We start from the raw sequence: 24975 nt of genomic DNA, 5'->3' as shown, positions 1-24975 counted from the left end.
GATTAATATAATTCTCATACTTATCTGTGCCCTCAATCCCACTACCCACTTCAGGTCTATCAGCGCAAACTATCCCAAAATTACACTTTTTCTGCTTAATTAGTTTCAACCTAACCCTCCCGCCAAATTACTGCCGGTCAAACCCCATCCAAATCAGGCCCCGCACCGGCTTCAGCCGTTTTTTTGGCCCCACCGGCACCCGCCGCAGAGGGAATCCCCGCACAGTGCCGGTGTCCACCCCAAACCAGTATTCGATGAGTCTACATAAGGATTAATATAATTCTCATACTTATCTGTGCCCTCAATCCCACTACCCACTTCAGGTCTATCAGCGCAAACTATCCCAAAATTACACTTTTTCTGCTTAATTAGTTTCAACCTAACCCTCCCGCCAAATTACTGCCGGTCAACCCCCATCCAAATCAAGCCCCGCACCGGCTTCAGCCGTTTTTTTTGCCCCACCGGCACCCGCCGCACAGGAAATCCCCGCACAGTGCCGGTGTCCACCCCCAAACCTATTCGATGAGTCTACATAAAGATTAATATAATTATCATACTTCTCTGTGCCCTCAATTTCACTACCCACTTCAGGTCTATCAGCGCAAACCCTCCCAAAATTACAAACTTTCTGTTTAATTAGTTTCAACCTAACCCCCGCCCCAATAGCTGCCGGTCAAACCCCATCCAAATCAGGCCCCGCACCGGCTTCAGCCGTTTTTTTTGGCCTCACCGGCACCCGCCGCACAGGGAATCCCCGCACAGTGCCGGTCTTGCCCCAAGAACCTATTCGATGAGTCTACATAAAGATTAATATAATTCTCATACTTATCTGTGCCCTCAATCCCACTACCCACTTCAGGTCTATCAGCGCAAACCCTCTCAAAATTACACAATTTATGGTTAATTAGTTTCAACCTAACCCCCCGCCAACTGGCTGCCGGTCAACCCCCATCCAAATTAGGCCCGCGCACGATGCCGCTGTTATTTAGCGGAAGCTATAAAATTTTGGCTTCTTTAAACTCATGAAACGCTTTAATTAGCTTGCCTTGCATCAGCGCCGCCACCGCATCAAGTGCTTTAATTTCCGGTTGATTAGGTGACATAATGAGCGCAGGCTTCAAAGCCGTCTCAGCCGCCTTGGGGTTGAAATCGTACAGGTAGACAAAAGCCAGATAGGCGTGAGCGTAGGGATTCTTCGAGTCCAGCTCAACCACCCGCGTCAGCGCCCTTATCGCGCCAGCGGCGTCGCGCTGGAGAACCCTGGCCAGGGCCAGAGCGTAAGCCCACTGCACGTTTTGCGGTTCTTGGCGCAAGCGGTACTGCAGCGTCAGGTCAGCCTGAGCCGTGTAGTCCTGAATCGGATCGTACTGGTTAATGCGGGCAATTTCCTCAAATACAGGCGGGAGAGCCTTCGCACCCCTGGGCAAAGCAGCCGCCAAACTCCGCAGCTGGGTGAGCAAATCCAGTTCCGGAGCCGGTGTTGCCGGCGCACCAGGGCCAATCTTCAAAGTCACCGCCGGCACGGGGATGGGGTAGGATTTGCCGGTGTGCCGGTTCAGGTAAGTTGCTTCCAAAGTGTAGGTGCCGGTGTGGACATCAGCAGGGGGGAGCATAGCCATCCGCTCAATTACCCTAGCAGATTGGGTAGCCGGCAGTCCGCCGCGATGCAAGGTGCCCATACCGATGGCCCGATCGTGCGTCCAGCGGTGCTTGCCGGTGGTGTCGCGCCAGGTGAGGATCACCAAACCCTCTTGCAGCTGCTGCCAAGGGCCAGACCACTCGTAAGTCACCGGCACCGGCACGCCAGGGGGTGTCTGTTTTGGTACGGTGACGCGCTCTAGCTGGACAGCGGTTGGGGATGGCCCGGATTGGGGGATTTGGGGATGGTTTGGCAGCACCTCCACCGGCGGCACTTTGCGGCGGTAGAGTTTGAGGGTGCTGCCATCGGGTAAGGGCCACGTTTTTTGCTGCTGGAAGTCAGAGGCAAGTTCGACCGCAGAGACGGTAGCGGTTTGAGCTTCTTTGGGGACGGAACCCTGATCGCCGGTTTTGGTGAGGAACCAGGAAAGGGAGCGCACATCCTGAGGGACTTGTTTTAAATTGACGCCAACTTGACGCCCGTAAACTTGGAAATTGGCCAGGGCCCCGTAGTGGTTTATGTTGTGCTGGTTAAGGGTTGGCGTGGAGGGCAATACTCCTAATGTGGTGTCGAGGTAGGGTTGTGTCTGGATAATTTCAGCAATCACCTGCCGGTGTGGCCATTCAGGACCCAGGTAAGCCTGATGTTGGGCCCGGGGGCTGAGGAATTGTGTCAGCCGGTGGGAAAAGATACCTCCTACAGGCCACAAATTCAGCAACATTAATACAATAGCCGTGCCGGCGGTGCCCCAGCGGACATATTGGCCCCACCGGCGGGGATACTGGGTCAGGCCATAAGCCAAGAACAGCGAGACAGCCGGCAGGTAGGGCAGGACATAGCGGGAATCTTTATTGATATTGAGGGAGCACAGCAGATAAGAACCCACCCAGAACACAGCCAGCCATTTCAGTCCTGACTTTTCCTTCTCTTGTTTGGATCTCGCAAACCCGTAGAGAAGCAACCCCACCACCGGCACCAGCAACAGGGGCCAAGAAACCGCATAGGGGAGGTCTTTCCAGTAAAACGTCCAGGCGTCCAGGGTGTGGAGGGGGGGGTCACCTTCCGCTATCGCCGCATCTATTGTCGCCCGTTTGCTGCCGGTGAGAATCAGCAGCCAATTGGTGCGATACCAAGGGCCACACACCACCAGGGACAGCAACAAAGACCAAGCCAGCTGAGCCACAGGCCCCCACCGCCTCTGCCAGAGATTGCCAACCCCCACCCACAGCACCGGCACCAGCAGAAAAAACAGCGCCGTCTGCTTGACAAGCAAAGCCAGCCCGAAACAAACTCCAAACCCGGTGGCCCACAGCCATTCTCTCCTCTGCGCCCTGGGATCGGGATCGCCTCCAGCATCCCTCCAAACCGTCAGGCAATAGAAACTCAGGGCCACAACTGCTGTCAGGGGATAGTCCAGCAGAAAATCCAGGCGAACCAGATAGAGTCCTGGAAACAGCAAGCACAGACCGGCAGCCCAAAGTCCTACTTGCCGGTGGAACAGTTTTGTTCCTAAACCCCACACCGCAGCCAGCAGAATGGCGGAAAATAGGAGGTTGACTAGGGTGGCTGGATCTGGGCCCGCTCCGAAGAGATTGAGGAAAGCGGCTGTTATTATGTAGGTCAGGGGAGGTACTTTGGAGGAGAGCGCCCACAAACTGGCCCACCACTCGCCGGAGAGCAGGTGGGGATGTTGCAAAGCCTGCCAGTAGGTGAGGCTGCCGGTTAAATACTCCGCCTGATCCCAGGCTGGCACTGACCGGTCGAGGGCAAACCACAGCCGGTCGGCGATAGCGCCGGTCAGCCAAATCAGCCCTAGAGCCGGCAAACTCCTTAACCTTTTACCAACACCAGCGTCAACCACAACATCTTTCCCTGAGTGTGCTGAAATTTTTTTGGGGAAAAGAGCCTGTACCCCGTCGCCCCCGCAAGCCGTAGCACTGGCCCTCTGCCCAGAATAGTTCATTTTGTGCTATTCCTAATAGGGTAAGGATTAGCGGGAATTGTTAATTGTTAATTGTTAATTAGTAACGCCGCTCCCTTTCCGTCTCTCTCCCTCTCCCCCTCTCCCCCTCTCCCCCTCGGATTCCATGACTCGTTGTTTTGCCTCGCACTCTCGCCTAGCATTGCTCGTTCCTGCTGCGCTGCTGCTCACCGGCATGAGTGCTGCAGGTGCTTTGGCCCAAATAAAGTTGTATAACCCGATCTCCTTGGAGCCGAATAAAGAGGTTTCGGACACTCTCACAGAGAAGGATATCCCCACAGGGCAGGGTGGGTTTGCCAGAGACTACACGCTGGATATGACGGAAGGGGATCAGGTGGCGATTGACCTGTCCTCGGAAAGTTTTGACTCCATTGTCTCGCTGCTCGCCGAAGATGGCTCAACAGTAGCCGAAAATGATGACGGGCCCGACGGCAGCACCAACTCGCTGCTGTTTGCCCGGATCGCTAAGACGGGAACCTACATTATCCGGGTGCGAGCCTTTGGAGAAACGGGCGTAGGTACGTTCAAGCTGAAAGTGACGCGCTTAAGGCCAGTGTGATGGCCAAGTGGGGAGAAAAAGGAAAAAAAATTTTTTCTCAGGTACTTGCCAAACGCCGGTGACGTTTGTTAGTATAAAAGAGTGGAAAGAGAGCCAGCCGGGATAGCTCAGTTGGTAGAGCGATGGACTGAAAATTCATGTGCCACCAGTTCAAATCTGGTTCCTGGCATCTCTCAAACCTAAGCCCAGAGCGAATTTTACATCGCTCTGGGCTTGGGTTTTTTGCGTCAATTTAGTCCGCCGGCGATCCATTTTGACTGTGAAATCATTACCATAGAGGGAAACAGATCATATCACCGGCACGATGGAAAGTAAAGACGAAGCATCTAATGGGACAATCAGGGTGGAAAGCGTCCAGGGGCGATTGCGGTTGCGGTTGCCCTGTCAACTATTCGCAGGTGAGCAGAAATATATAACGCTGGGGCTGACAGATACCGGACTCAACAGGAAAGCCGCAGAAGCCAAGGCCAGACAAATTGAGTTGGACATTATCTCTGGGAACTTTGACCCCACATTGGCCAAGTACAAGCCCCAAATTCATCTCAGTTTGGGGAGTGAACCTCCCAACGGCTTTTCCCTGCTACAGCTTTGGGAAGAGTACGCTGAATTTAAAGCACAAACCGTTAGCACTACCACCGTCATCCGTGACTTCAGAAGAACGCGCAATCACATAAAATCTCTCCCCACTCAAACTCCACAGGATGCCCAAATAATTCGGTATTTTTTGTTTGAAAAAACGACGCCTAGTGCGGCAAAGAAGGTGCTGGTTCAGATAAATGCCTGCTGTAATTGGGCCATATAAATGGGGCTGTTGAAGGGAGAGAACCCGTTTACAGGGTTAGGCAATCAGATAGAAACCAGCAGCAAAGAACCGGAGGAAATTCATCCTTTCACAGCAGCTGAGCGGGACTTAATCATAGCGGAATTCGAGAGAAGCCGGTATTATAGCTATTACACTCCTTATGTAAAGTTTCTTTTTCTTACTGGCTGCAGAACCAGTGAGGCGGTAGGACTTCAATGGAAGCATATTGCCCCGGATTTGAGCGCAATCACCTTCTGTGAGGCGATAGTAGAAAAGCGCAGGAAAGACACAAAAACGCACGAGAGCCGGATCTTTCCCTGCAATGACAGCCTGCGCTCCCTGCTCGAATCAATTCGTCCCCAGGAGTTACCCGATCCCGAATCTTTAGTTTTTCCAGCTCCAAAAGGAGGGTATATCGACGCTCATAACTTCATAACTCGCGCCTGGAAAAAAGTATTAGAGGGGCTGCCGATTGAGTACCGCCCCCAATACCACACTCGCCACACCTTCATTACTTTGGCGTTAGAGAACGGTGTAGATGCCAGGGACGTGGGCCGAATGGTGGGGAATAGCCCCCTATTAATTTACAAGCACTACGCCGGCAGCAATCTCTGTAAAATGCAAGTTCCTGAGTTTTAAAACCGTGGTTATAAAGTAACTTTTAAGGTGTTCATAGGAGGATAAACCAGTTTCCTATGGATGGGAAAACTGAGAGTTAATAGCCCCTCCCCGTAGGGGCTATTGACACGAATACTGTTCCCGGTTTCTGTACTCTTCACTTTTTTTTTTATAACCACTCTCTCAAAGTAACCTAGAAGAGTTAAAGTAGGGGGCGGCAGGAAGTAAATTGGCAGATTTGAATGGAAAAGGTGAAACTGGATAGATGATTGAGAAAGTAATTGTTGGTGCTGAATGGAGGCCGGTGACCGAGTTCCTTCTAAAGTAGAGTAGCGCTCATGTTTCAGGCTTATCGATGGCAAGAAACTCGTTTTTGGGGGGATCACTTTTTCTTTATAAATGAGCGGTTAGGCTTTTATTAATTTGCAGGTGTTTTGAAAGGAGGCAAAGCGTCCACAGATCCGTTCCCAGGCAGAGGCTGGGAACAAGGGGACAGAAAGGAGAATTAGCTTTCCCGCACGGTCTTGGCAGAGGCGGTGACTGCTGGGTTCAGCAGTTCAAATGGGGTTTGTGGCATTCGATAAAGTCAAAATCACGGCCAAGATAAGTCTGGGGGCATAGCTTCTCAATAGCCAAAGGCTGAAATCTGCTGCTACGATCGGCGTGAGGTTCAGTCTGAGTGTAGTGGGCCCTGGAACAGGAGTGCTGGGGGTTAGGACGGAGAGGGTTAAAAATGCTGACGGCGGTTTTAGTCCTGAATGCGCTGATAGCGGTGTTGTGCTGTTACGTAGCTTGGCAACTTTGGAAAATCCGGCGAGTGCTGGCTCGAGTAGCGGACACGCTGATTGCAGTTGAGCGCCGCACCAGTGCGGTGCTGCGCACAGGACCGAATGCGATTGTCAAGGGACAGCAGGGCACTCGTCAGCTGCGACAGCAATACCGGCAGCTGGAAGCTCAACTCCAGCAAGCTGAGCAAGTGCTGCAGCTTTTGAGGTTCGGGCATGCATGCTTGGCGCTCGCGGTCAAAGGGGGCGCGGCACACTTAGGAGTCAGAAAGCTTTAAAAGCCGGTGAGGTGATGCCGGCGGGCTGTCTGGGGGCAGAGGGCTGTGGGAAGCCGCAGTGGGTAAGGCAGGGGGTTGAATGAGCAATCTCCTGCCAAAGTCGTAGAATTGGCGGTGAAAGTGTCAAAATTGGTCTAAGGAGAGAAATCCCACCATGTCAAATAACCGCTCAGGATTACTTATTGGCGGCATGCTGCTAGGAGCTGCCATTGGCACAATAACCGGCTTGCTGCTGGCCCCCCGTACCGGACGGGAAACGCGCAAGATCCTCAAGAAGTCCGCTGACGCCCTGCCGGAATTGGCAGAAGACCTATCCACCAGCGTGCAGTTGCAAGCGGATCGCCTCTCAGAAGCTGCGCTGCGCAACTGGGATGAAACCCTCGACCGACTCCGGGAGGCGGTGGCCGCTGGGTTGGAGGCTTCTTTGCGAGAGCGCAAGACACTCAACTCTGGAGCGGCTTCAGATTCTCAATTACGCTCAGCCAAGTACGATTCCTCAGGCAATCTGCTGCCTGAGGCAGTTGGAGAAGCGACGCCAACAGAAAACTAGCGCCAACCCTAACGCATACTGCAGACAGAATTCTGTGATTGACCCTCTTTTTTGGTTAGGACTGTCAATTCTGCTGGTCGCAGTCAGTCTAACTGCTGTTTTGGTGGCGGCACTGCCGGCCTTGCAGGAGTTAGCGCGGGCTGCTCGCAGCGTGGAAAAGTTAGCGGACACGCTCAGGCGCGAACTGCCGCCTACCTTGGAAGCTATCCGCCTCACCGGCTTGGAAATCTCTGAGCTGACAGATGATGTCAGTCAGGGAGTGAACAGCGCCGGTCAAGTTGTCCAGCAGGTGGATCGCAGTATTGACAGCGCCAAGCAGCAGGCCAGAAAAGTGCAAGTCACTACCCGCAGTGTCTTCACCGGCATCAAAGCAGCTTGGAAAACCTTGACTCGCCCTCGGGCCACTTCGGAAGCCTCTCGCCGGTCAGCAGGGCGTTTCTGTGCCGCTCAAAAACAGCCCTTGGAGTTTGGGGACGGTTTTCCCTCCCCAGAGCTATCTGGCGCTGACACCTACCGTGAGGTGCCTCGCAAACAGGCCACCGGCATCTCTCAAAAGCCGGCTGGCTCAGAAGATTTTGAAGAACCAGACATTTGAAAATTTCGGGCGGGTAAACAGGGTAGCCCGGGGGCTTCCGGAGACGGGGATCGGGGGACAATCCCTTGATTCTGCAACCTGTTGCGAAATGTATAAGGAAAAATTAGAGGTGGAAAATAGTAAATTATTATTGCATATTTTTAATACTTAATATTTACTCTATAATAGTAGAAGTTTATGCAAAAATACGGATGCAATCTCAAAAATACACTTCTACAAAGGGGTCTTCCTGGAGCCTCTGGTTTGAAAGAGCGATGGCCTTATTGGCCTTAACCAACTTGGGTTTGGTGCTGTTTGACTTGAGCTATGTGCCAGGGCGGGATTTCTACTTCCGGCATCTTGGGGACCTCACCCAGCTTTATGACCCTATTAAGGGCATTGAGCCCCACCGAGACACGCAGAGATATATGGCCACGGTGGAAAAGCTGAGAGAGGAAGTGGCTCAGACGGGCGTGCAGTCCCCTCAATCGGAAGAAGTCCTGCAGGAACTGCAGAAACTTAGCGTGGAAATGATTGAGGACAACCCCTTTCAGGTAGCGAATAAGACCGGCACCCTGGAAAAAATAAAAAATCGCATGCGCCGGCATATGTTTGGGACGAAGGATGCTTCTTCTAGGGAAGCATTCCAGAACTTCTGGAGTCAAGAGCATTTATTGCGATCTGGCTGGCAAAACGAAATTGCCTTTTACGAACGCGAGATTAAGCCTTTACTGGCGGTTAACTATTATCGCCACATCGGGGAAAATGGGGAGTTCATTGAGGACTTCTGGACAATTGACCGCTGGTTTATCGGCCTGTTTTTGGCAGAATTTCTCGCCCGCACGTGGGTGATTCACCGCCGGTATGACGGGCTTAAATGGTTTCCAGATGCGGTGCTGTGGCGCTGGTATGACGTCTTCCTGCTGCTGCCTTTTTGGCAGTGGCTGCGGGTGATTCCGCTGGTGATTCGTCTGAACCAGGCTAAATTCCCGGATATGGAGCCGGCGCGGGCGCAAGTCAGCCGGGTTTTTTTGGCGAGTTTTGCAGAGGAACTGACGGAAGTGGTGATTGTGCAAGCGCTCGACCAGATGCAAAGTGCCGTTGAAAAAGGCGATGCGGCTCGCTCGCTTTTCGACGCGATGTCCCAGCGGTACATCGATCTGAATCAGACGAATGAGGTGGAGGCTATTGCCAAACGCCTCCTGCAAGTGACTCTCTGCAAAGTCCTGCCGGAAATTCAGCCAGATTTGGAAGCGCTGTTGCGTCACAATATTGAAACCGCTTTCAGCCAGCTGCCGGTTTACCAGCAACTTGTGCGCATGCCAGGAGTGGGTGGACTGCCGGCGCAGCTGACTGAACAGCTGGCAGCACAGATATCTAAGCTATTCACCGAAGTGCCCCAAAGTGCCTACACCTCCATCGCAAATGCGCCGGCAGATCCCGTGGCGGCAAAACTGTCCGACCGGCTGGTGGAGCATTTCAGCGTCACACTCCGAGAAGAATTACAACAGGAGCGGACTCTTGAAGAATTGCAATCTCTGGTGTCCGATTTGCTAGAGGAAATTAAAGTCAATTACGTCCAACGAGAATCCGACGGAGATGGGAACCGAGTGTTGAAGGAAACCCAGCAGTTGCGCCGGCTTCCTGGGAGGTAGCGTTATAGCAGTATGCACTTAGGTTAGAACATTAGACCTTCAGGGGGGGCGGGACGCCTGCCCTACGTCTATATAGCAGTAAGCATTTAGGAAACCTACATTCCGGCCTCTTTTGCTCCCCCGCTCCCGAAGCTTCTATTGTTCTAACCAATATGACTGCTGCTATAACAATTTAAAATTATAGCGTTTTTCCGTTGCGTGCGGGGCTGCCGTAGGGGCAGCCCTTGCAGGGCAAAGGCATCTAATTTGAATGAATAATACAGAACGGATCTTTTTTGATTTTAATTCCGACACGGCTGTTAAATCACAAGTGTTCAATTTCGTTACAAAACTTTACATTTTAGCTTACATCTCTCCGGATCTGAATAAAAATGCTTGCCCAGAGAGGAGTCGTTCTATCCAGTGGACATAGCTAAGTTATTGACACATACAACATTGAAAATAGCGGAGTTTATCTAGTAGCTTAGTCCCCCATTGGTTAGGAATATCTACTATCTTTAATATGAGGTAAGCTATCAGCGACACATAAATTTGTATGGCTATACTATTTACATTTTTAGGAATCAGCTTGTCCAATTTTAGGTGAGTTTTAAGAAACTTCCATAACAACTCTATGTGCCAGCGATATCTGTAAATTTCCATAAGCTCTTCATCGGACACTTCGTCCCGCTCCAGATTGGTGGCCAATCTATACTCGGCGCGCTTTTCAATATCACAAAAGTTAACAACTCTATATATTCCTGAGTTCTTACCTGTCCCTTTTATAAAATGTCTTTTTCAGAAAATTGAAGTTTGTAACTGTTAGGGATGCGCAAGACAAAATACTTCTTTAACTGGCTCGCCACCCGTAAAAAATTTAAACCAGAAAAGCCCCTATCTATTACTGATACGCCGTTAAAGGGCAAAGTGTTTAACATTTTTTGATCGTAAGTTTAATTTGTCTCCAGAGTTTATTAATTTTTTCGACAGCTCCTGTTGTTAATTTTAAGAGCGAACAAGCTTTACTTGATAGTGTTTTTGCAGTCAAAGTAATTCAAAAGCCAGAATAATTACGGTTAAAATAATTGTTTCATATTTTTGATTTTTTATGCCGGCAATTTTATTCATTAAGCTCTTGATGAACTCTAAAATCTGGCTCTTGAATTCTGTACTTATTAGCTTTGGATAAAGTTGAAATATCGATTCTCAAGCCACTGACATTGAGTCGCTTGAATATATCTCTCATACTGGTCAAGCTTTTATCCATTGCATAGTTCAACCCTATGGATAAATACAAGCGGGTATTTAGGACAGGATAATCATTTGGGGGCAGAGATGCCAACCTTTTTTGGACAAGCTTGGGAAATGAGTAGAGCACAGTTTGTTAACAAGATTTATTTGACCATATCCGAAAGTATAGCACGTTTTTGGCGCTTGTTTATGTTGAATTGTTAAGACCAAAAGCTTGTGATTACTGCTACGCCGTTAGAGGGCAAAGTATCTAACATCGGTAGTGTTGCAAAGTAAGAAAAGGTGTGCTATAATGGTACTTATCACACGCCTAAAAAGTTTAATTTTATGATTTGTCCACGCTGCGGTTCTGTCATCGTTAAAAATGGCCTGACTTATAGTGGGAAGCAAAACTTTAAATGTAGAGGCTGTGGCAGACAGTTTGTTAAAAACCCCAGACATCAACCTATTATAGAAGAAACCAAAGCCTTGATAGATAAGCTTTTCTTATAGAAAATATCTTTGGCTGGAATTGCCCGAGTCACGGGAGTGTCTCACCGGTGGCTGCAATAATCAATCAAAAATTTGCCTCAGTTCCCAGACAGGTTCAAGTTAAATCAAAAAAAAGGGGAAGCTAACAATTCAATGCGATGAACTGCCGTCATTTGTAGGCCAGAAGGGCAAAAAACAGTGGGTCTGGCTGGCTATTGATGTGTTTGCCAAGGAGATTGTAGGAGTATATATTAGGAGCAGAGATGAAGCCGGTGCTAAAGATATTTGGGATTCTCTCCCACGAGTTTATCTCCAATGCGCTATGAGTTACACAGATTTTTGGAGTGCTTATTCCAGAGTTTTTCCTCAAAGCCGGCACAAAGCAGTAGGTAAAAAAACCGGCAAGACTTCCTATATAGAACGGTTTAACAATGAGGCAAAGAGTGTCAAGATTAGTTAGAAAGACTCTGGCTTTTTCTAAAAAACTCTCGAATCCTATTGGGTAAATTTGGTATTTTATTCATCATTATAACCTTTCTTTACAGAAAGAAGCCACATTTTTCTATCCTTAGTTTGCCGCACTCCCTGCAATTTTTATGGGAGCCGAACTTGGATAGAATATGGATTCAAAGAAAGCAAAAATGAACTGGGATGGGCGGATTTTCGCCTCACTACGAGGACATTGAAAAATGGTGGTAAATAGTAGAGAGCGCCTATTTAATGGTCAGTCTTTATGCTGCCTCTAGTCAAAAAGGGTCGAGGTTTTGCCTGAATCCCCAAAGTCCTGTTCACCAAAAATTTCCTCAACATCAGCAATGGGACGAAAAAGAAGGCTGGAAAAATATTTTGAACAATCTGCGCTTAATTCTTCTCCCTCTAGTCTGTTTTAATCTTATCAAGCCTTGGTTAAAGGTTTTCCCTATCCCTCAGTTAACTTTAGGCTTGACTCGCTTAATTTCTCTAATGAATTTCTTTCCACCGGCCATTTCCGTAAACGGCCAGCAGTGGCAATATTACTTTTCCTCTGCCTAGAGTGACAAAAGAGGGATAAATAGGTACTTGCTAACTAATAGCCTGTAAGGTTTTAACCAGTTGAATTTTAACAATTCTTGCTTATTGCAAAGAAAGGATCGCCAGAAACTAGCCCGCTAGCTTAGGTGGTGCTGCAAAGTAAGGATACAGGAATGTGGTTCACTTCTGTAAAGGAAGGTTATAATGATGAATAAAATACCAAATTCCCCAATATGATTCGAGAGTTTTTTAGAAAAAGCCAGAGTCTTTCTAACTAATCTTGACACTCTTTGCCTCATTGTTAAACCATTCTATATAGGAAGTATTGCCGGTTTTTTTACCTACTGCTTTGTGCCGGCTTTGAGGAAAAACTCTGGAATAAGCACTCCAAAAATCTGTGTAACTCATAGCGCATTGGAGATAAACTCGTGGGAGAGAATCCCAAATATCTTTAGCACCGGCTTCATCTCTGCTCCCAATATATACTACTACAATCTCCTTGGTAAACACATCAATAGCTAGCCAGATCCACTGTTTGTTGCCCTTGTGGCCGACAAATGACGTCAGTTCATCGCATTGAATTGTTAGCTCCCCATTTTTTAAAATTTAACTTGAACCTGTCTGGGAACTGAGGCAAATTTTTGATTGATATAGTATGGCAGCCACCGGAGAGACACTCCCGTGACTCGGGCAATTCCAGCCAAAGATATTTTCTCTAAGAAAAGCTTATCTATCAAGGCTTTGGTTTCTTCTGTAAGAGGTTGATATCTGGGTTTTTGAACAACCTATCTGCCCTCTACATTTAAAGTTTTGCTTCCCCCTATGAGTCAGGCCATTTTTAACGATGGGTTCAGAACTGCAGCGTGGACAATTCATAAAATTCTACTTTTTAGGCGTGTGACAAGTACCATTATAGCACACCTAATCTTACTTTGCAACACTCCCCTGTAGGGAAAAAAGATAATAGTAAAATAAGCCTAAAAAACGATTTATTTGTTAATTTTTATCTAGGGCTTCCGCTGGGATAGGGTGGGCGGCTTGTGGGGGCTGGGAAACTGTCCCGCTGATGCGCTTCCTCCTGGGGCTCACCGAAAGGTGGCAGAGGCCGTTTAGGGGCTCGTGCTGGAGGATAAAGGATAAATAAATTCAGCGGAGTGCGGTAAGGGTAGAAGTGTTGCGCCAGAGCGGCGTCTTTGAGTCTCCGCCTGTGGGTCTGCCAGAACGGGGTGCGGCGGCTGGGGCGCGAATGGGCTTGGGGAGGGGGAGATTGGGCCAGTGGGATTGTTTTTCCCAGTGCCAACTGGCAAGTCCCGCTCGTTCTCCCGCCGCCGGCTCCCCCACCCTGCCGTGTCCCCAGTCCCCCAGGACACTGGGACACAAATCTTTAATCCTTTCAGCGCGTCAGGGGGAGAAGGGGTTTGGGCAGGGAGGAGAGTGGAAGTGGCTTATTATTTATCGTGAGCGGCTGGCGGGCCACGGGCCGGGTTGGGAGAGGGTGAGCCGGCGGCGGCGGTGGCCGTCCCGCAAGTAGCACGGGAGATGAGCTAGAATAATAAGTGCGACAAATAAGACGTAGCAGCTACTGGGGATATGGCGATATATCTGCGATATCTCGGTACTTTTCTGACCAACTCGGAAAAAGTGCTACAATTAAGGCATTCCCGCACTGCCAGAAGCTACCGGAGCTCCCGTTGCTGGGCACAGCATGCGGAAGTTGGCAATAATTTGATCAGTGGGTTGCACGACAAGTAAGCGGAAACGAGCCTTTTAATGAGGTGAGCGACCGTGTGGAGGTGGAAAGCAGTTTCACCTGTACGGGTTTATCCTGTGCGAAAAACAACAAGTTCGGCCATGTCCTGCATTGTCCAGCTTTTTGTTAACTGTCCGAGAAAGTACGAGTTGCCCTGCAAATAGCGATTTGTCGTGTCACTCCGTTCGTCGCAGAGTGAAGAGGTGGGTCAGTGCCCACTTTTTTTGTTGTTGGAGGTGCTTCCCATGACTCATCCCCTGATCCCACAAATCATCGATCTGGCCACTCCCATTGCAGAGTCTCTCGGGTTGGAAGTGGTCGGAGCGGTTTTTCACACCAACCAAAACCCGCCGGTGCTGCGCGTGGACATCCGCAACCTCCAGCAAGATACCAGTCTGGATGACTGCGAGCGGATGAGTCGGGCAATGGAGGCAAAATTAGATGCCGCAGAGATCATTACCGATGCCTACGTGCTGGAGATTTCTAGTCCCGGTATATCCCGGGATCTGACAACGGATCGCGAATTTATCTCCTTCAAAGGGTTTGCCGTTGCTGTCAAAACTTCTGAGCCTCACGAAGGGCATAAAGAGTGGATAGGGCAACTGATTCGCCGGGATGAGACAGCCGTTTACCTCAACCAAAAAGGTCGCTCCATCGCTATACCACGCCCTTTAATTACCAGCGTTAAGCTGAATGAACGGCGATGATTTTTAGCTAGCAGCTGGCGCTAGCGGCGCTCAGAAGCAGCTACAAGCTTTTCGGCGTTTAGCTATCAGCTGTAAGGGGCGTAAATGGCGATTGTAAATGATCGGTGGTGAGGGGCGCTCTTGGAGATTCAGTGAATTTTGAATTGGGCGGGATGAATTTTGAATTATACTTTAGGGTTCAGAATTCAGAAGGGATGTCGCGGTTCGGGCGTCTGAAGTCCAAGCGCCTTGAGTCTCCGAGCCCCAAAAAGCAGGGGGCCCTGAGTGCACGTCCTCCCAATCGGCTCCGGACGACCGTCACCAGCGCGCCGGCAGTCAAGCAACGATAGCCCGCTCCCGTGAGAGAGGATGGCTAAACGCCAAACTGAAAACAGATTTACGGAGGTTTTTGTTTCTATGTCAATGGTTCCCCTTCCCGGGCTGAAAGAGATGATCAACAGCATCAGCTCTGAGCGCAATTTACCCAAACATGCTGTGGGAGCTGCTCTGCGAAAAGCACTCCTGAAAGGATACGAGCGCTACCGGCGCACCCAGCGCCTCGACCAACCTAACTTTGATGAAAACTACTTCAACAATTTTGAAGTAGACCTCGACGTAGAAGAGGAAGGGTTTCGCATCCTCTCCACAAAGACGATAGTGGATAAAGTCAGCAATCAAGACCATGAAATTGCCCTAGAAGAAGTCCGGAAAGTGGCGGCTGAGGCGCAGCCAGGGGACACGGTGATCCTGGACGTCACCCCAGATCAGGGAGATTTTGGTCGCATGGCTGCCATCCAGACCAAGCAGGTGCTGGCCCAAGAGCTGCGAGACCAGCAGCGGAGGCTGATTCAAGAAGAGTTCCAAGACCTGGAAGGAACTGTACTGCCGGCTAGAGTGCTGCGGTTTGAGCGCCAATCGGCGATCGTGGCCGTCAGCAGTGGATTTGGCCAGCCAGAGGTGGAAGCCGAACTGCCCAAGCGGGAACAGCTGCCCAACGACAACTATCGGGCCAATGCCACCTTCAAGGTTTACCTGAAAAAAGTTTCCGACACTCCCCACCGGGGACCGCAACTGCTCGTTTCCAGAGCGGATGCCGGTTTAGTGGTCTACCTGTTTGCCAACGAGGTGCCAGAAATAGAAGATGAGATCGTCCGGATTGTGGCGGTGGCGCGAGAAGCCAATCCCCCCTCCCGTCATGTGGGCCCCCGGACTAAAATAGCCGTCGATACCCTAGAAAGAGATGTCGATCCGGTGGGAGCTTGCATAGGAGCGCGGGGATCGCGCATTCAGGTGGTGGTCAATGAGCTGCGAGGCGAAAAAATAGACGTCATCCGCTGGTCGCCAGACCCTGCCACCTACATTGCCAACGCCCTCAGCCCAGCTAAAGTGGACGAGGTGCGCTTAGTCGCTCCCGACCTGCGCCAAGCCCACGTCCTCGTCCCTGAAGACCAACTCAGTTTGGCCATTGGGAAAGAAGGGCAGAACGTCCGTCTGGCAGCCCGCCTCACCGGCTGGAAGATTGATATCAAAGATACCGCTAAGTACGATGCTGAAGCGGAAAGCCGCAAGTTCGCCGCAGCGGTGGCCTACGGAGAGGAGGATCTCGCTGAACCCGAAGAAGACGAACCAGAAGAACCAGAAGAAGAACCCGCAAGCCAAGCTCGGTCAGTGGCTGCTCTTGACGACAAAACCATTTCGACGAGGGTTTTTACTTAAGGGAGCCGCACTCCAAAAAGCAGGCAGCAGCTTAAAATATCACTAAGGCTTGGGTTCAAATGCAGGAGAGGGGCCGGTGTGACCCCCCTTGGCTCTACCATTCGTTTGTTTGGGGCGATCGTCGGGAGACAGCTCAAACCCTTACCGGGCGAGCGCGCAACACCCGTGTTTGGGGGGCTTTCCTGCTTTGAGCCGTACTTGGTTCCCTTGAGGGCGGGTGCCTCGCCCTCCGAAAAAAGATGAAACCGAACATGCGTCGCTGTATCAGTTGCCGTAAAGTGGCTGATAAAGAAGAATTTTGGCGGGTTGTAAGAGTCTGTCCGTCCCATCAGTTACAATTAGATACAGGCATGGGGCGTTCGGCGTACCTTTGCCCTCAAGCGAGTTGCTTGAGCGCAGCTCAGAAAAAAAATCGACTGGGGCGAGCGCTCAAAACATCCGTACCGACCGAGGTGTACCAAAAACTGTGGCAGCGCTTGCCCAGCTAGCTGCCAGCCCTTGCGCTACGTTTGTCGGAACCGCACACGTTCGGTCTCGACAGGCAGGCTGTGAGCCACAGATTCTAGAGTCTGTGGCACCAACCTGCTCCCCTTTTCGAGAGCGCTTTGGGCGGGCACGCGCTGTCAAGCTCTTTGGCTGCTCCTTCAACGCCCTCAGCCGCCCGTCGCCAGAACCCCACTCAAAAGCACCGCTCGCCCAAACGGCAATCAAGCCCCCCACAAGTCCCTAAAGATTTGTGCAAGATTAAATTAGAAAGGTGCGAGTGCAGCAGGGGGATAGATCGATCTCCTTGTGGGAAAGGCTCGCCTCGGCAGACTAAATGCGCGTTTTTCGTCCCTTGTCAGTAGGGGCGGAGACCTCTCCGCCCCGGGCAGCGGTGCCACGCGCCTTACCAGATGAGACACCTCAACTGGATGCAGTCGCCGTTAGGACAGTGGGGCACCGGGTGACAATCGGTCGGTACGCAGAGGGAAAAGTGGATGAACAACGGCAAAGTCAGAATTTACGAACTATCACGGGAATTAAATTTGGATAACAGAGACATCTTGGCAGTTTGCGAACAGCTCAACATTCCAGTCAAAAGCCACAGCAGCACGATTGCCTCGGCAGATGCGGAACGCATTCGCGCCTACGCAGAAAAATATGTAGCCAGCCACCCCTCTCACAGCAAGTCAGCCCCAGCTAAACATAAGGGCCGCACGGAACAGCCAGAATCAGGCGCAAAGCCAGCAGGTCAAAAGCCGCAGCAGATTCTGGAAGTGCGTCAACACACACCCAGAACCGCCCCCAAGTCGCCCGCCAGCGGCAGCGAAGCAAACCCACAGGTGTTAGTGCAACCTCAACCGTCGGGCCATAAGCGGCCTCAACAAACCAGTAAGCCGTCAATGCTCAATCGGCCAGTTCGACCCAACCAATCCGAAACAGCAGGTGCTGCAGAATCAGGCTCGGAAAAAAAAGCCGAAAAGGCAATGCCCGTGCCGGCCAGCGATCAATCAGTCCCGCCCCCTAGCCAGCCCAAAGAGCCAAAACCGGCTAGACCGGCAGCTAAGGCTCCAGAAGGGCCAAAACTGACGGCACCTCCAGTCAGGCCATCAGCACCGCCCCCGCCGGGCGCGCCGGCGCAGGGGAAGGAAAATAGGCCAGTTCCCAAACCGAAAAAGGCAGAACCGACCGCGCCCGCTCCGGCACAGGCTCAAGCAGCAGAGGCCCCCCCAACACCCGCTCCCTCGCCGAAAGTAGCCGTGGCAGCGGCAGGGACAGCGGTTTCGCCTGTCCCGGGGCCAGCTAAGGCTAAACCTAAGCGGCCCGCAGAACTGGTGCGGCCCCAGCTGATACGGCCTAACGCTCCTCCAGCAGCAAGGGCTCCAGGAGTGTCGGAGCCAGAAACAGAAGAGGAAGAGTCAGAAACGCCGTCCCTGCTGGCCAAACCAGCGCCGCCGCGCCCGCCGAAAAAGGCCAAGAAACGGGAGGACGAAGAAGAAGAGCTGCAAGAGCTGGAAAAAGCCGGGAAAGCCGGCACGAAAGCAAAACGCCGCACCAAACCCATTGAAGAGGACGATGAGGACTTGGTCAGCGATCTGGACGAACTGCCCGAAACAGTCCAAGTCAGCCTTTCGATCGCCCGTCCGGCAAAGCAAAAGGTGCGTCCGGCAGCGGCTAAACCGGCAGCAGCAGCACCGGCACTGGCAAGCGCTGCCAAAGCGAAAAAATCAGGCACCGCCCGCCAGAGTGAGGGAGGGGCCAAAATGTCTCGCCGCGACCGCCGCGAACAGCAAGAAAAGAAACAGCGCCCAGACCGGGTAGTCCTGATGAACAGCATGACGGTTCGGGAACTGGCAGAAGAGCTAGCAGTTCCGGAAACGGATATCGTCAAGCTCCTGTTCTTCAAAGGAATGGCGGTCAACATCACCCAAACGCTGGATCTGGAAACCTCAACCCTGGTGGCCAAAGAACTGGGAGTGGAGGTGGACACAGCCGCAGAAGAGTCAGAAGCCCGCAAGACCACAGAAATGCTGGATGCGGAAGATATGGAAAACCTGCAGCTGCGTCCGCCAGTGGTGACGATTATGGGTCACGTAGACCACGGCAAAACAACCTTGCTGGACACGATTCGCAAAACAAAAGTGGCCCAAGGAGAAGCGGGCGGCATCACCCAGCACATCGGCGCTTACCACGTGGATGTGGAGCAGGATGGCTCGGTAGAGCAGGTGGTATTCCTGGACACGCCAGGTCACGAAGCCTTCACCGCTATGCGGGCTCGCGGGGCGCGGGTGACAGATATCGCCGTGCTGGTGGTGGCCGCCGATGACGGGGTGCGCCCGCAAACGGTGGAAGCTATCAGCCACGCAAAAGCCGCTGAAGTGCCCATCGTAGTGGCCATAAACAAAATCGATAAAGAAGGAGCCCAGCCAGAGCGGGTCAAGCAAGAGCTGACCGAATACGGTTTGGTGCCGGAAGAGTGGGGCGGCAGCACGATTATGGTGCCGGTGAGCGCCATCCGGGGCGAAAACCTCGACACCCTCCTGGAAATGATCCTGCTGGTGGCAGAGGTGGAACAGCTCTCCGCCAACCCCGACCGGCCTGCAAAAGGTACGGTGATCGAAGCCCACTTGGATAAGGCTCGCGGGCCAGTGGCCACCCTGCTGGTGCAAAATGGCACCCTGCAAGTGGGCGACGTACTGGTAGCAGGCTCGGCGTTCGGTAAGGTGCGGGCGATGCTCGATGACCGGGCCCGAAAAGTGGACGCGGCAACTCCCTCGTTCGCCGTGGAAGTCTTGGGCTTGAATGCTGTGCCGGCAGCCGGCGACGATTTCGAGGTGTTCCTCGATGAAAAAGAAGCCCGGGCCATCGCAGACCAGCGCTCGGAAGAAAACCGCCAGTCTCGCCTGCAGCAAGCAATGGCAGCTCGCCGGGTGACGCTGAGCGGCCTCTCCCAACAAGCTAAGGAAGGCCAGCTCAAAGAACTCAACCTCATCCTCAAAGCAGATGTCCAAGGGTCTGTGGAAGCAATCCTGGGAGCCCTCCAGCAGCTGCCTCAAAATGAGGTGCAAGTCCGCGTCCTGCTGGCCGCCGCCGGCGAAATCACCGAAACAGATGTGGATCTGGCAGCCGCTTCCGATGCGGTGATCGTTGGGTTCAGCACCACCCTGGCTTCCGGCGCGCGACAGGCCGCTGACCAAGCCGGTGTGGATGTGCGCGAGTACAACATCATCTACAAGCTGCTCGACGACATCCAAGGCGCGATGGAAGGTCTGCTGGAGCCAGAGCTGGTTGAAGAAGCCCTGGGTCAAGCAGAAGTGCGCGCCGTCTTCGCCTCGGGCAAGGGCGCAGTGGCCGGCTGCTACATCCAAAATGGCAAGGTGGTCCGCAACAGCAAAGTTCGGGTGCGCCGGGGTGGCAGTGTCATCCACGAAGGAACCCTCGACTCCCTGCGACGGATCAAAGATGACGTCAAAGAAGTCAACGCCGGCTTTGAATGCGGCATTGGTTTGGATAATTTCCACGACTGGGCCACGGGCGACATCATCGAAGCCTTCCGCATGGTGACTAAGCGCCGCACACTCTCTTCGAACTGATTTTGGATACAAGGATTTTGGATTGTGGATTGGGTTCCACTCGAAAATCGAAAATCGAAAATCAAAAATCGAAAATCGAAAATCGAAAATCGAAAATCGAAAATGTGCGACGCTGTTTCTGGACTAAAAAATTTTGGATTGGAGATTTTAGATTTGGGATTGCGCGCCAATCTAAAATCTAAAATCTAAAATCTAAAATCTAAAATTCCTATGCGCTATTTCTGGTCAGATCCGTTTCTGTGGATTCACGCTGCCGGTCTGGCAGCTCTACCTATCTTCCTGGAACTCTGCCTGCTCGGCTTTTCAGTGGGGTCGCCCCTGCTGCCGGTGTGGCTGGAGTTGCTTTTAGTCGCCGGCTTTGGCATTGCGCCCGTGCTGTGGATGCAGCTGTCACGCCCGTTCTACATTTTCAGCCTTCTGGCAGTGGCCATGCAGCCAGAACAGCTGACCCCCGACCGCCGGCGCACCCTCAGCCTGTTCAAAACACCGGCTAACCGGGTTCTGGCGATTGTGGCGGCGGCGCTCCTCGCAGTGGCCCTGTGGCCTCTCTACCGCTGGGCTCCTGTGGCGGCAGCGGTCGCTCCCTTTCCGCCAGAATGGCACCTGGCTGGACTGCTCCTGGCAGGGCTCGCTTTTCTCGGCTGCAATCTGTTCTTGCAGGTGCCGGTGAGTGTGGCGCAGGTGATGGCCAGAAGCGAAGCAACGTTTGCCGCCACTGAACCCTATCCCCTGGAAAAAATTCGGCAGGATTATACCATAATCGGTCTGCAAGTCAAGCAAATTTTGCCGGCGCTCGCCTTGGGCGCACCGCAAGAGGACAAACCAGCTTCGCCCACTTGAAATGGGTATGGGGCAGCGGCTTGGGGGGGCATGGGGCATGGGGCATTGGGAATGCTCTCCCTGACAAAAGCCGCCTGCTTGAGGGGAGGGGCGGAAACGGGTTTGCCGATCTCCTTCATTTGGCTATAAAGATTTCGGGTCAGCCGGCCCTCACAGCGTTTCGGTGGGCCACAAAAATTTGGGGCGAGCCCGCCCCCACTGAGCTGTTAAGCTTTTAATTTGCTTATCACACAAAGAAGGCATATCCTCCTGATATGGCTGGCAATGAAGCTTATGGGAAGGATAAAATTGATATCAAGAAGGAAAAATAAATGCGCAACAGCTATAGCAGCAGTCATATTGGTTAGAACAATAGAAGCTTCGGGAGCTCTGGAGCAAGGGAGGCCGGAATGTAGGTTTCCTAAATGCTTACTGCTATATAGACCTATGTACGGCGTCCGCCGAGCCTGAAGGTCTAATGTTCTAACCTAAGTGCATACTGCTATAAAAGGAGGCAGAGCAGACCGAGGAGCGGGCCCAGGCGCTCCGAGAAGGGCCCTTCAGCCCCGGAACGAGGGAAAGCCAGCAAGGGCGGGTTTGTAGATAAGCAAAGCCAGCAACCAAGAGAGCGGGGGCAAAGAATTGGCCCAGCCAGAGCTGTTTTGAGGGATATGGCTTGATGACAGAAAATTTATGATAAGATACAATTGCGTTAAGAAATAGGCGGGCTTGCCCCCAACCGCACTCGGCTGGAGCCGGTGGTAAGAGGAAGGTGGCAGTAGCTATCCCAAAGCTTCTTAGTCCTGTGTTTATCTGAGAGAGAAAATTTAATCACGGATTTTATGGGCAAAGCCGGATAGCGTGATATAATACACACAGAGATTTGAAGACAGCCCTATTGGCCAGATAGTGGCGCTTTGAATTTTCCACTGTCCCAATTGCGGGTTTATGCTATCGCCAGACTGGAATGGCGCTTTTGGGATTTTCCTGAAAGCTTTGCGGGATACCTCCTCTATGATTTTTGACTGTGATAGTGCTATCGTTGCATTGTCCGGCAATATCCAGAATAATGTCGCGGAAATGTATCAGATGTGTATGGCTAAATTTCCTACCCTTGACGAAGCTAAAGCTACATCGTTGAGCGAATCTGCCGCCGGTGAGACAATCTGGGACAGTCTCAAAGAGACGATTGCCACCAGTTCTGGGTTTAAACGCTGGCAGACTGAGCGCCATCTCGACAGTCAACTTCTGGGGCTGAGCTTGGAAAGCCAGGTTCTCAGGTATCTGCGGGAAACCCTAGATACTTTGGCCTATTGAACGGAGAAGTGACCCTTTCCTCTTGCTGTTGTTTGACAGGGTGGGAGTGCGGGCCACCCTTCACTTGACTTACGCACGGCCAAGGTGGGAGTGCTGCGCAACTCCACCGGCAAACGACTTTTACCCCTTACCCCTCCAAGAAATGCAAAGCGCCAGTTCTCCTATAAGTGGAGCTGGCGCTTTTGCCATATGGTGAGTGTTTAAGTTTAGGGTCTTTATATCGGCTGACCCCATTTAAACTTGTATAAGTTTATTTTGACAGCCCCCTAAGAAAATCTTAATTTCCTTAAGGATTTCTTTATAATTGTTTCGAGCTGTCAAGATTTGTGAAGTTATGTTACGATGTGGCCCGTGGCCAGTCAGCGTGGGCGGGAGGGCTTGTCCAGGCGAAACAGCCAGACCATGAGGGCGACGACCCCAACTTGCAGGGCGAAGTTGGGCAAGGCGGTGCCAACTTCCCGACCGGCAGCTAACTGGGCCAAGAAGACGAAGGCCCCGATCAGCCCAGAGGCGGCGCAGACGACATAGACAAATTTCCGCAGCCCCCGGTAGGGTGCGGCGGCTTCGGCTCTCAAGCGGGCGTATTTTTCGGGACTGAGCTGGCGGGCGGTTTTGGGGCTGCCGGTGGGTTTGTTTGAGGTGGGGTCTGGCATGGGTTAAAATGGGGGGTTGGCGAGGGGTGTGTTATTTTGGGGTGGGGCGAGTTGGGAACCGAACCGCCACCCTTGTGGGTTCTGCTTCCCGTATTGCAGACGCCATAAAGGCAAGCTCCCTGGGGAGCGGTATGGCTCTCCCGCAGGGTTAGGCGCAGAGGGAGTAGAGAAGGGGGGAGGTAAAGTGGAAGCCGGTGGAGCCGGCGGGGCGGGCAATGGCCACCTGAGGGTGTTATGCCGGCGTTTCTATTCGTTTGCGCAGGGATTCAGCGCGCTTTTTCGCCGTTTGATTATCGGGCTCGTACTGCAGGGCTTCTTCGTAAACTTCAAGCGCCTGAGAGGTTAAATTTTTGCGCTCGTAGACAAAACCGAGGTTGTTGAGCGCCGTGACATATTGCGGCTGCAGCCTTAAAGCTTCTTTGTAGTGGCGAATGGCTAAGTCGTACTGCTCTTGAGCGGCGTAAGCAAAACCCAAAGCATTGTAGATGAGCGCTGTATTTTCTTCGCCTTCTAAGTCTTTTGCTTTCAGGGCTTTTTGAAATTGCCCCACTGCCTGCGCGAACAGTTTTTTGTCTAAATAGATGCTGCCCAACTCGTAATATTCTTGGGCCGTTCCTTTTTCTTTGTTGAGCTTGTTTTGCAAGCGGGAGAAGGTACTTTCCAGTTTGCGAGTTTTAATGATCTGGCGAAAAAGGAACCAGCCGGCACCAGCAAGCAAAGCCAGCAACAGGGAAAGGTAAACAATCGGGAAACTGCTGTCCATAACGAGAGAAACACCGAGACGCTTATTTCAGGGTACAGCACCGGCTCGCGACTGCAGAGAGTTGAATTGGGGGGAAGAGGAAGTTTTTGGCTAGGCTCGCCTGGGGGGAGGGGGGAGTGCCGGTGTAAGGGTATCTGGATGGCGAATCTCCGGGAGTGCCGGTAATTTGGCCAAGGTGAGGTAACTGATGGCCACCCCCAGTCCTCTCTGCTGACCGGCTAGCTGGGGGAAGCAGGTTAGGTTTGGGATGCTTTACGATAGAATAGGTTTTGGAAAACCTAGGGTTTTAGCATCTCAATTATCTTGACAAAAATCTCCGGGTATGATTGGGAAAAGCCGGCACGGCGACTTGACAAAAATTTTCAGATATGTTTAAGGCAACTTTAAGTTTAATTCTTGCAAAGTTTCCGACTGTGACTGAATGGTAATTGTGTTTGGATCTACAGAATATTTACCGGTAGTGTTGCAAAGTAAGGGGAGGCGTGCTATAATGTCAGTCCTCGCCAGAACACTTAAATTTTATGAATTGTCCACGCTGCGGTTCGGAAAACATCGTTAAAAATGGCCTGACTCATCGTGATAAGCAAAACTTTATAGCAGTAGGCACTTAGGGAAAGGACTTGGGGTTTAACATGATGTAGGGGCGGGAACACCGACAAAGAGTGCCACACAGCTACAACACCAACAAACCCGCCCCTAACCTCTGATATAGCAGCCGGCAATTGGGCTGTCAGTGTCCGAACCAATATGACTGCTGCTAGAAATGTAGAGGATGTGACAGACAGTTTGTTCAAAACCCCAGACATCAAGCTATTACAGAAGAAACCAAAGCCTTGATAGATAAGCTTTTATTACAGAACCTATCTTTAGCTGGAATTGCCCGAGTGACGGAAGTGTCTCTCCGGTAGCTGCAATAATCAATCAAAAATTCGCCGCAGTTCCCAGACAGGTTAAAGTCAAATGTAAAACCGGCAAGCTAACAATTAAATGCGATGAAATGTGGTCTTTTGTAAGTCGGAATAGCAACAGACAGTGGGTCTGG

Annotated in this window: 21 protein-coding genes, 1 tRNA gene and 2 pseudogenes; 17 read left to right on the top strand and 7 right to left on the bottom strand. The window is 51.7% G+C overall.

Going from position 1 to position 24975, the window contains the following annotated elements; genetic code table 11:
* Window positions 1-995: 995 nt before the first annotated feature.
* A complete protein-coding gene (locus OSC10802_RS0120310) occupies window positions 996-3602 on the bottom strand; it encodes a phospholipid carrier-dependent glycosyltransferase (RefSeq protein ID WP_017718603.1) in 2607 nt (868 codons plus the stop codon).
* 124 nt (window positions 3603-3726) lie between these two features.
* Between OSC10802_RS0120310 and OSC10802_RS0120305 the strand changes: the two genes are divergently transcribed.
* The 8 genes from OSC10802_RS0120305 (at window position 3727) to OSC10802_RS0120275 (ending at window position 9441) form a co-directional block, all read left to right on the top strand.
* On the top strand, window positions 3727-4179 hold the full coding sequence (locus tag OSC10802_RS0120305; protein ID WP_017718602.1) for a PPC domain-containing protein: 453 nt from the start codon (window positions 3727-3729) through the stop codon (window positions 4177-4179).
* Window positions 4180-4275: 96 nt separating this feature from the next.
* Window positions 4276-4348: transfer RNA gene (locus OSC10802_RS0120300), tRNA-Phe, on the top strand.
* A gap of 135 nt (window positions 4349-4483) precedes the next feature.
* Complete coding sequence (locus OSC10802_RS53115; RefSeq protein ID WP_017718601.1) at window positions 4484-4981, top strand: Arm DNA-binding domain-containing protein; 498 nt, start codon at window positions 4484-4486, stop codon at window positions 4979-4981.
* Window positions 4982-5620 carry a site-specific integrase gene (locus OSC10802_RS53110; RefSeq protein ID WP_017718600.1) on the top strand — a complete coding sequence of 213 codons (639 nt, stop codon included), beginning with the start codon at window positions 4982-4984 and terminating at the stop codon, window positions 5618-5620. It begins immediately after the preceding gene.
* Window positions 5621-6332: 712 nt separating this feature from the next.
* On the top strand, window positions 6333-6662 hold the full coding sequence (locus OSC10802_RS41015) for a hypothetical protein (protein WP_017718599.1): 330 nt from the start codon (window positions 6333-6335) through the stop codon (window positions 6660-6662).
* 154 nt (window positions 6663-6816) lie between these two features.
* Entirely contained in the window at window positions 6817-7212 is a 396-nt protein-coding gene (locus OSC10802_RS0120285) for a YtxH domain-containing protein (protein WP_017718598.1), read from the top strand.
* A gap of 34 nt (window positions 7213-7246) precedes the next feature.
* The gene (locus OSC10802_RS54680; protein ID WP_017718597.1) at window positions 7247-7807 is read left to right on the top strand and encodes a DUF948 domain-containing protein; all 561 of its coding nucleotides are present in this window, start codon (window positions 7247-7249) and stop codon (window positions 7805-7807) included.
* A gap of 191 nt (window positions 7808-7998) precedes the next feature.
* Window positions 7999-9441 (top strand): hypothetical protein, encoded by a 1443-nt coding sequence (locus tag OSC10802_RS0120275; RefSeq protein WP_017718596.1) that lies wholly within the window; start codon window positions 7999-8001, stop codon window positions 9439-9441.
* A 420-nt stretch (window positions 9442-9861) separates the two neighbouring features.
* Here the strand turns inward: OSC10802_RS0120275 and OSC10802_RS41010 are convergent.
* Window positions 9862-10798 (bottom strand): annotated as a pseudogene (locus tag OSC10802_RS41010) (transposase); the annotation flags it as partial.
* Window positions 10799-10998: 200 nt separating this feature from the next.
* Here OSC10802_RS41010 and OSC10802_RS47795 point away from each other — a divergent pair.
* Window positions 10999-11648, top strand: a pseudogene (locus OSC10802_RS47795) (IS1 family transposase).
* Window positions 11649-11862: 214 nt separating this feature from the next.
* Entirely contained in the window at window positions 11863-12174 is a 312-nt protein-coding gene (locus tag OSC10802_RS41005) for a hypothetical protein (RefSeq protein WP_017718595.1), read from the top strand.
* Between the two features lie 249 nt (window positions 12175-12423).
* Here OSC10802_RS41005 and OSC10802_RS57010 read toward each other — a convergent pair whose 3' ends face one another.
* The 3 genes from OSC10802_RS57010 to OSC10802_RS50415 all read right to left on the bottom strand — a co-directional run bounded on the left by OSC10802_RS57010 (window position 12424) and on the right by OSC10802_RS50415 (window position 13533).
* Window positions 12424-12720: an IS1 family transposase gene (locus tag OSC10802_RS57010; protein WP_445727654.1), complete on the bottom strand. Its 297-nt coding sequence runs from the start codon at window positions 12718-12720 to the stop codon at window positions 12424-12426.
* A 159-nt stretch (window positions 12721-12879) separates the two neighbouring features.
* Window positions 12880-13029, bottom strand: a complete 150-nt coding sequence (locus OSC10802_RS57005; protein WP_445727646.1) for an IS1/IS1595 family N-terminal zinc-binding domain-containing protein — start codon at window positions 13027-13029, stop codon at window positions 12880-12882.
* A gap of 270 nt (window positions 13030-13299) precedes the next feature.
* Window positions 13300-13533, bottom strand: coding sequence for a hypothetical protein (locus OSC10802_RS50415; RefSeq protein ID WP_155968119.1), 234 nt, complete (start codon window positions 13531-13533; stop codon window positions 13300-13302).
* A 615-nt stretch (window positions 13534-14148) separates the two neighbouring features.
* Between OSC10802_RS50415 and rimP the strand changes: the two genes are divergently transcribed.
* The 6 genes from rimP to OSC10802_RS54675 all read left to right on the top strand — a co-directional run bounded on the left by rimP (window position 14149) and on the right by OSC10802_RS54675 (window position 22517).
* Window positions 14149-14610 (top strand): ribosome maturation factor RimP, encoded by a 462-nt coding sequence (gene rimP / locus OSC10802_RS0120235; RefSeq protein ID WP_017718593.1) that lies wholly within the window; start codon window positions 14149-14151, stop codon window positions 14608-14610.
* Between the two features lie 396 nt (window positions 14611-15006).
* A complete protein-coding gene (gene nusA / locus OSC10802_RS0120230) occupies window positions 15007-16305 on the top strand; it encodes a transcription termination factor NusA (RefSeq protein ID WP_044171267.1) in 1299 nt (432 codons plus the stop codon).
* 239 nt (window positions 16306-16544) lie between these two features.
* Window positions 16545-16793 (top strand): YlxR family protein, encoded by a 249-nt coding sequence (locus OSC10802_RS46420; protein ID WP_071593325.1) that lies wholly within the window; start codon window positions 16545-16547, stop codon window positions 16791-16793.
* Between the two features lie 492 nt (window positions 16794-17285).
* Window positions 17286-20381 (top strand): translation initiation factor IF-2, encoded by a 3096-nt coding sequence (infB, locus tag OSC10802_RS0120225; RefSeq protein WP_017718591.1) that lies wholly within the window; start codon window positions 17286-17288, stop codon window positions 20379-20381.
* A 210-nt stretch (window positions 20382-20591) separates the two neighbouring features.
* On the top strand, window positions 20592-21221 hold the full coding sequence (locus tag OSC10802_RS0120215; protein ID WP_017718590.1) for a low-complexity tail membrane protein: 630 nt from the start codon (window positions 20592-20594) through the stop codon (window positions 21219-21221).
* A gap of 927 nt (window positions 21222-22148) precedes the next feature.
* On the top strand, window positions 22149-22517 hold the full coding sequence (locus OSC10802_RS54675; protein ID WP_017718588.1) for a hypothetical protein: 369 nt from the start codon (window positions 22149-22151) through the stop codon (window positions 22515-22517).
* Between the two features lie 359 nt (window positions 22518-22876).
* Here the strand turns inward: OSC10802_RS54675 and OSC10802_RS0120200 are convergent, their stop codons facing one another.
* Entirely contained in the window at window positions 22877-23170 is a 294-nt protein-coding gene (locus OSC10802_RS0120200) for a DUF3493 domain-containing protein (protein WP_017718587.1), read from the bottom strand.
* A gap of 232 nt (window positions 23171-23402) precedes the next feature.
* The gene (locus OSC10802_RS0120195) at window positions 23403-23933 is read right to left on the bottom strand and encodes a tetratricopeptide repeat protein (RefSeq protein ID WP_017718586.1); all 531 of its coding nucleotides are present in this window, start codon (window positions 23931-23933) and stop codon (window positions 23403-23405) included.
* A gap of 521 nt (window positions 23934-24454) precedes the next feature.
* Here OSC10802_RS0120195 and OSC10802_RS57000 point away from each other — a divergent pair.
* The gene (locus OSC10802_RS57000) at window positions 24455-24544 is read left to right on the top strand and encodes a transposase-like zinc-binding domain-containing protein (RefSeq protein ID WP_445727645.1); all 90 of its coding nucleotides are present in this window, start codon (window positions 24455-24457) and stop codon (window positions 24542-24544) included.
* Window positions 24545-24975: the final 431 nt, after the last annotated feature.

Origin of the sequence: Kamptonema formosum PCC 10802, assembly GCF_000332335.1 — a bacterium.
Lineage (GTDB): Bacteria > Cyanobacteriota > Cyanobacteriia > Cyanobacteriales > Oscillatoriaceae > Oscillatoria.
This window is presented reverse-complemented; position numbering and strand designations above follow the sequence as displayed.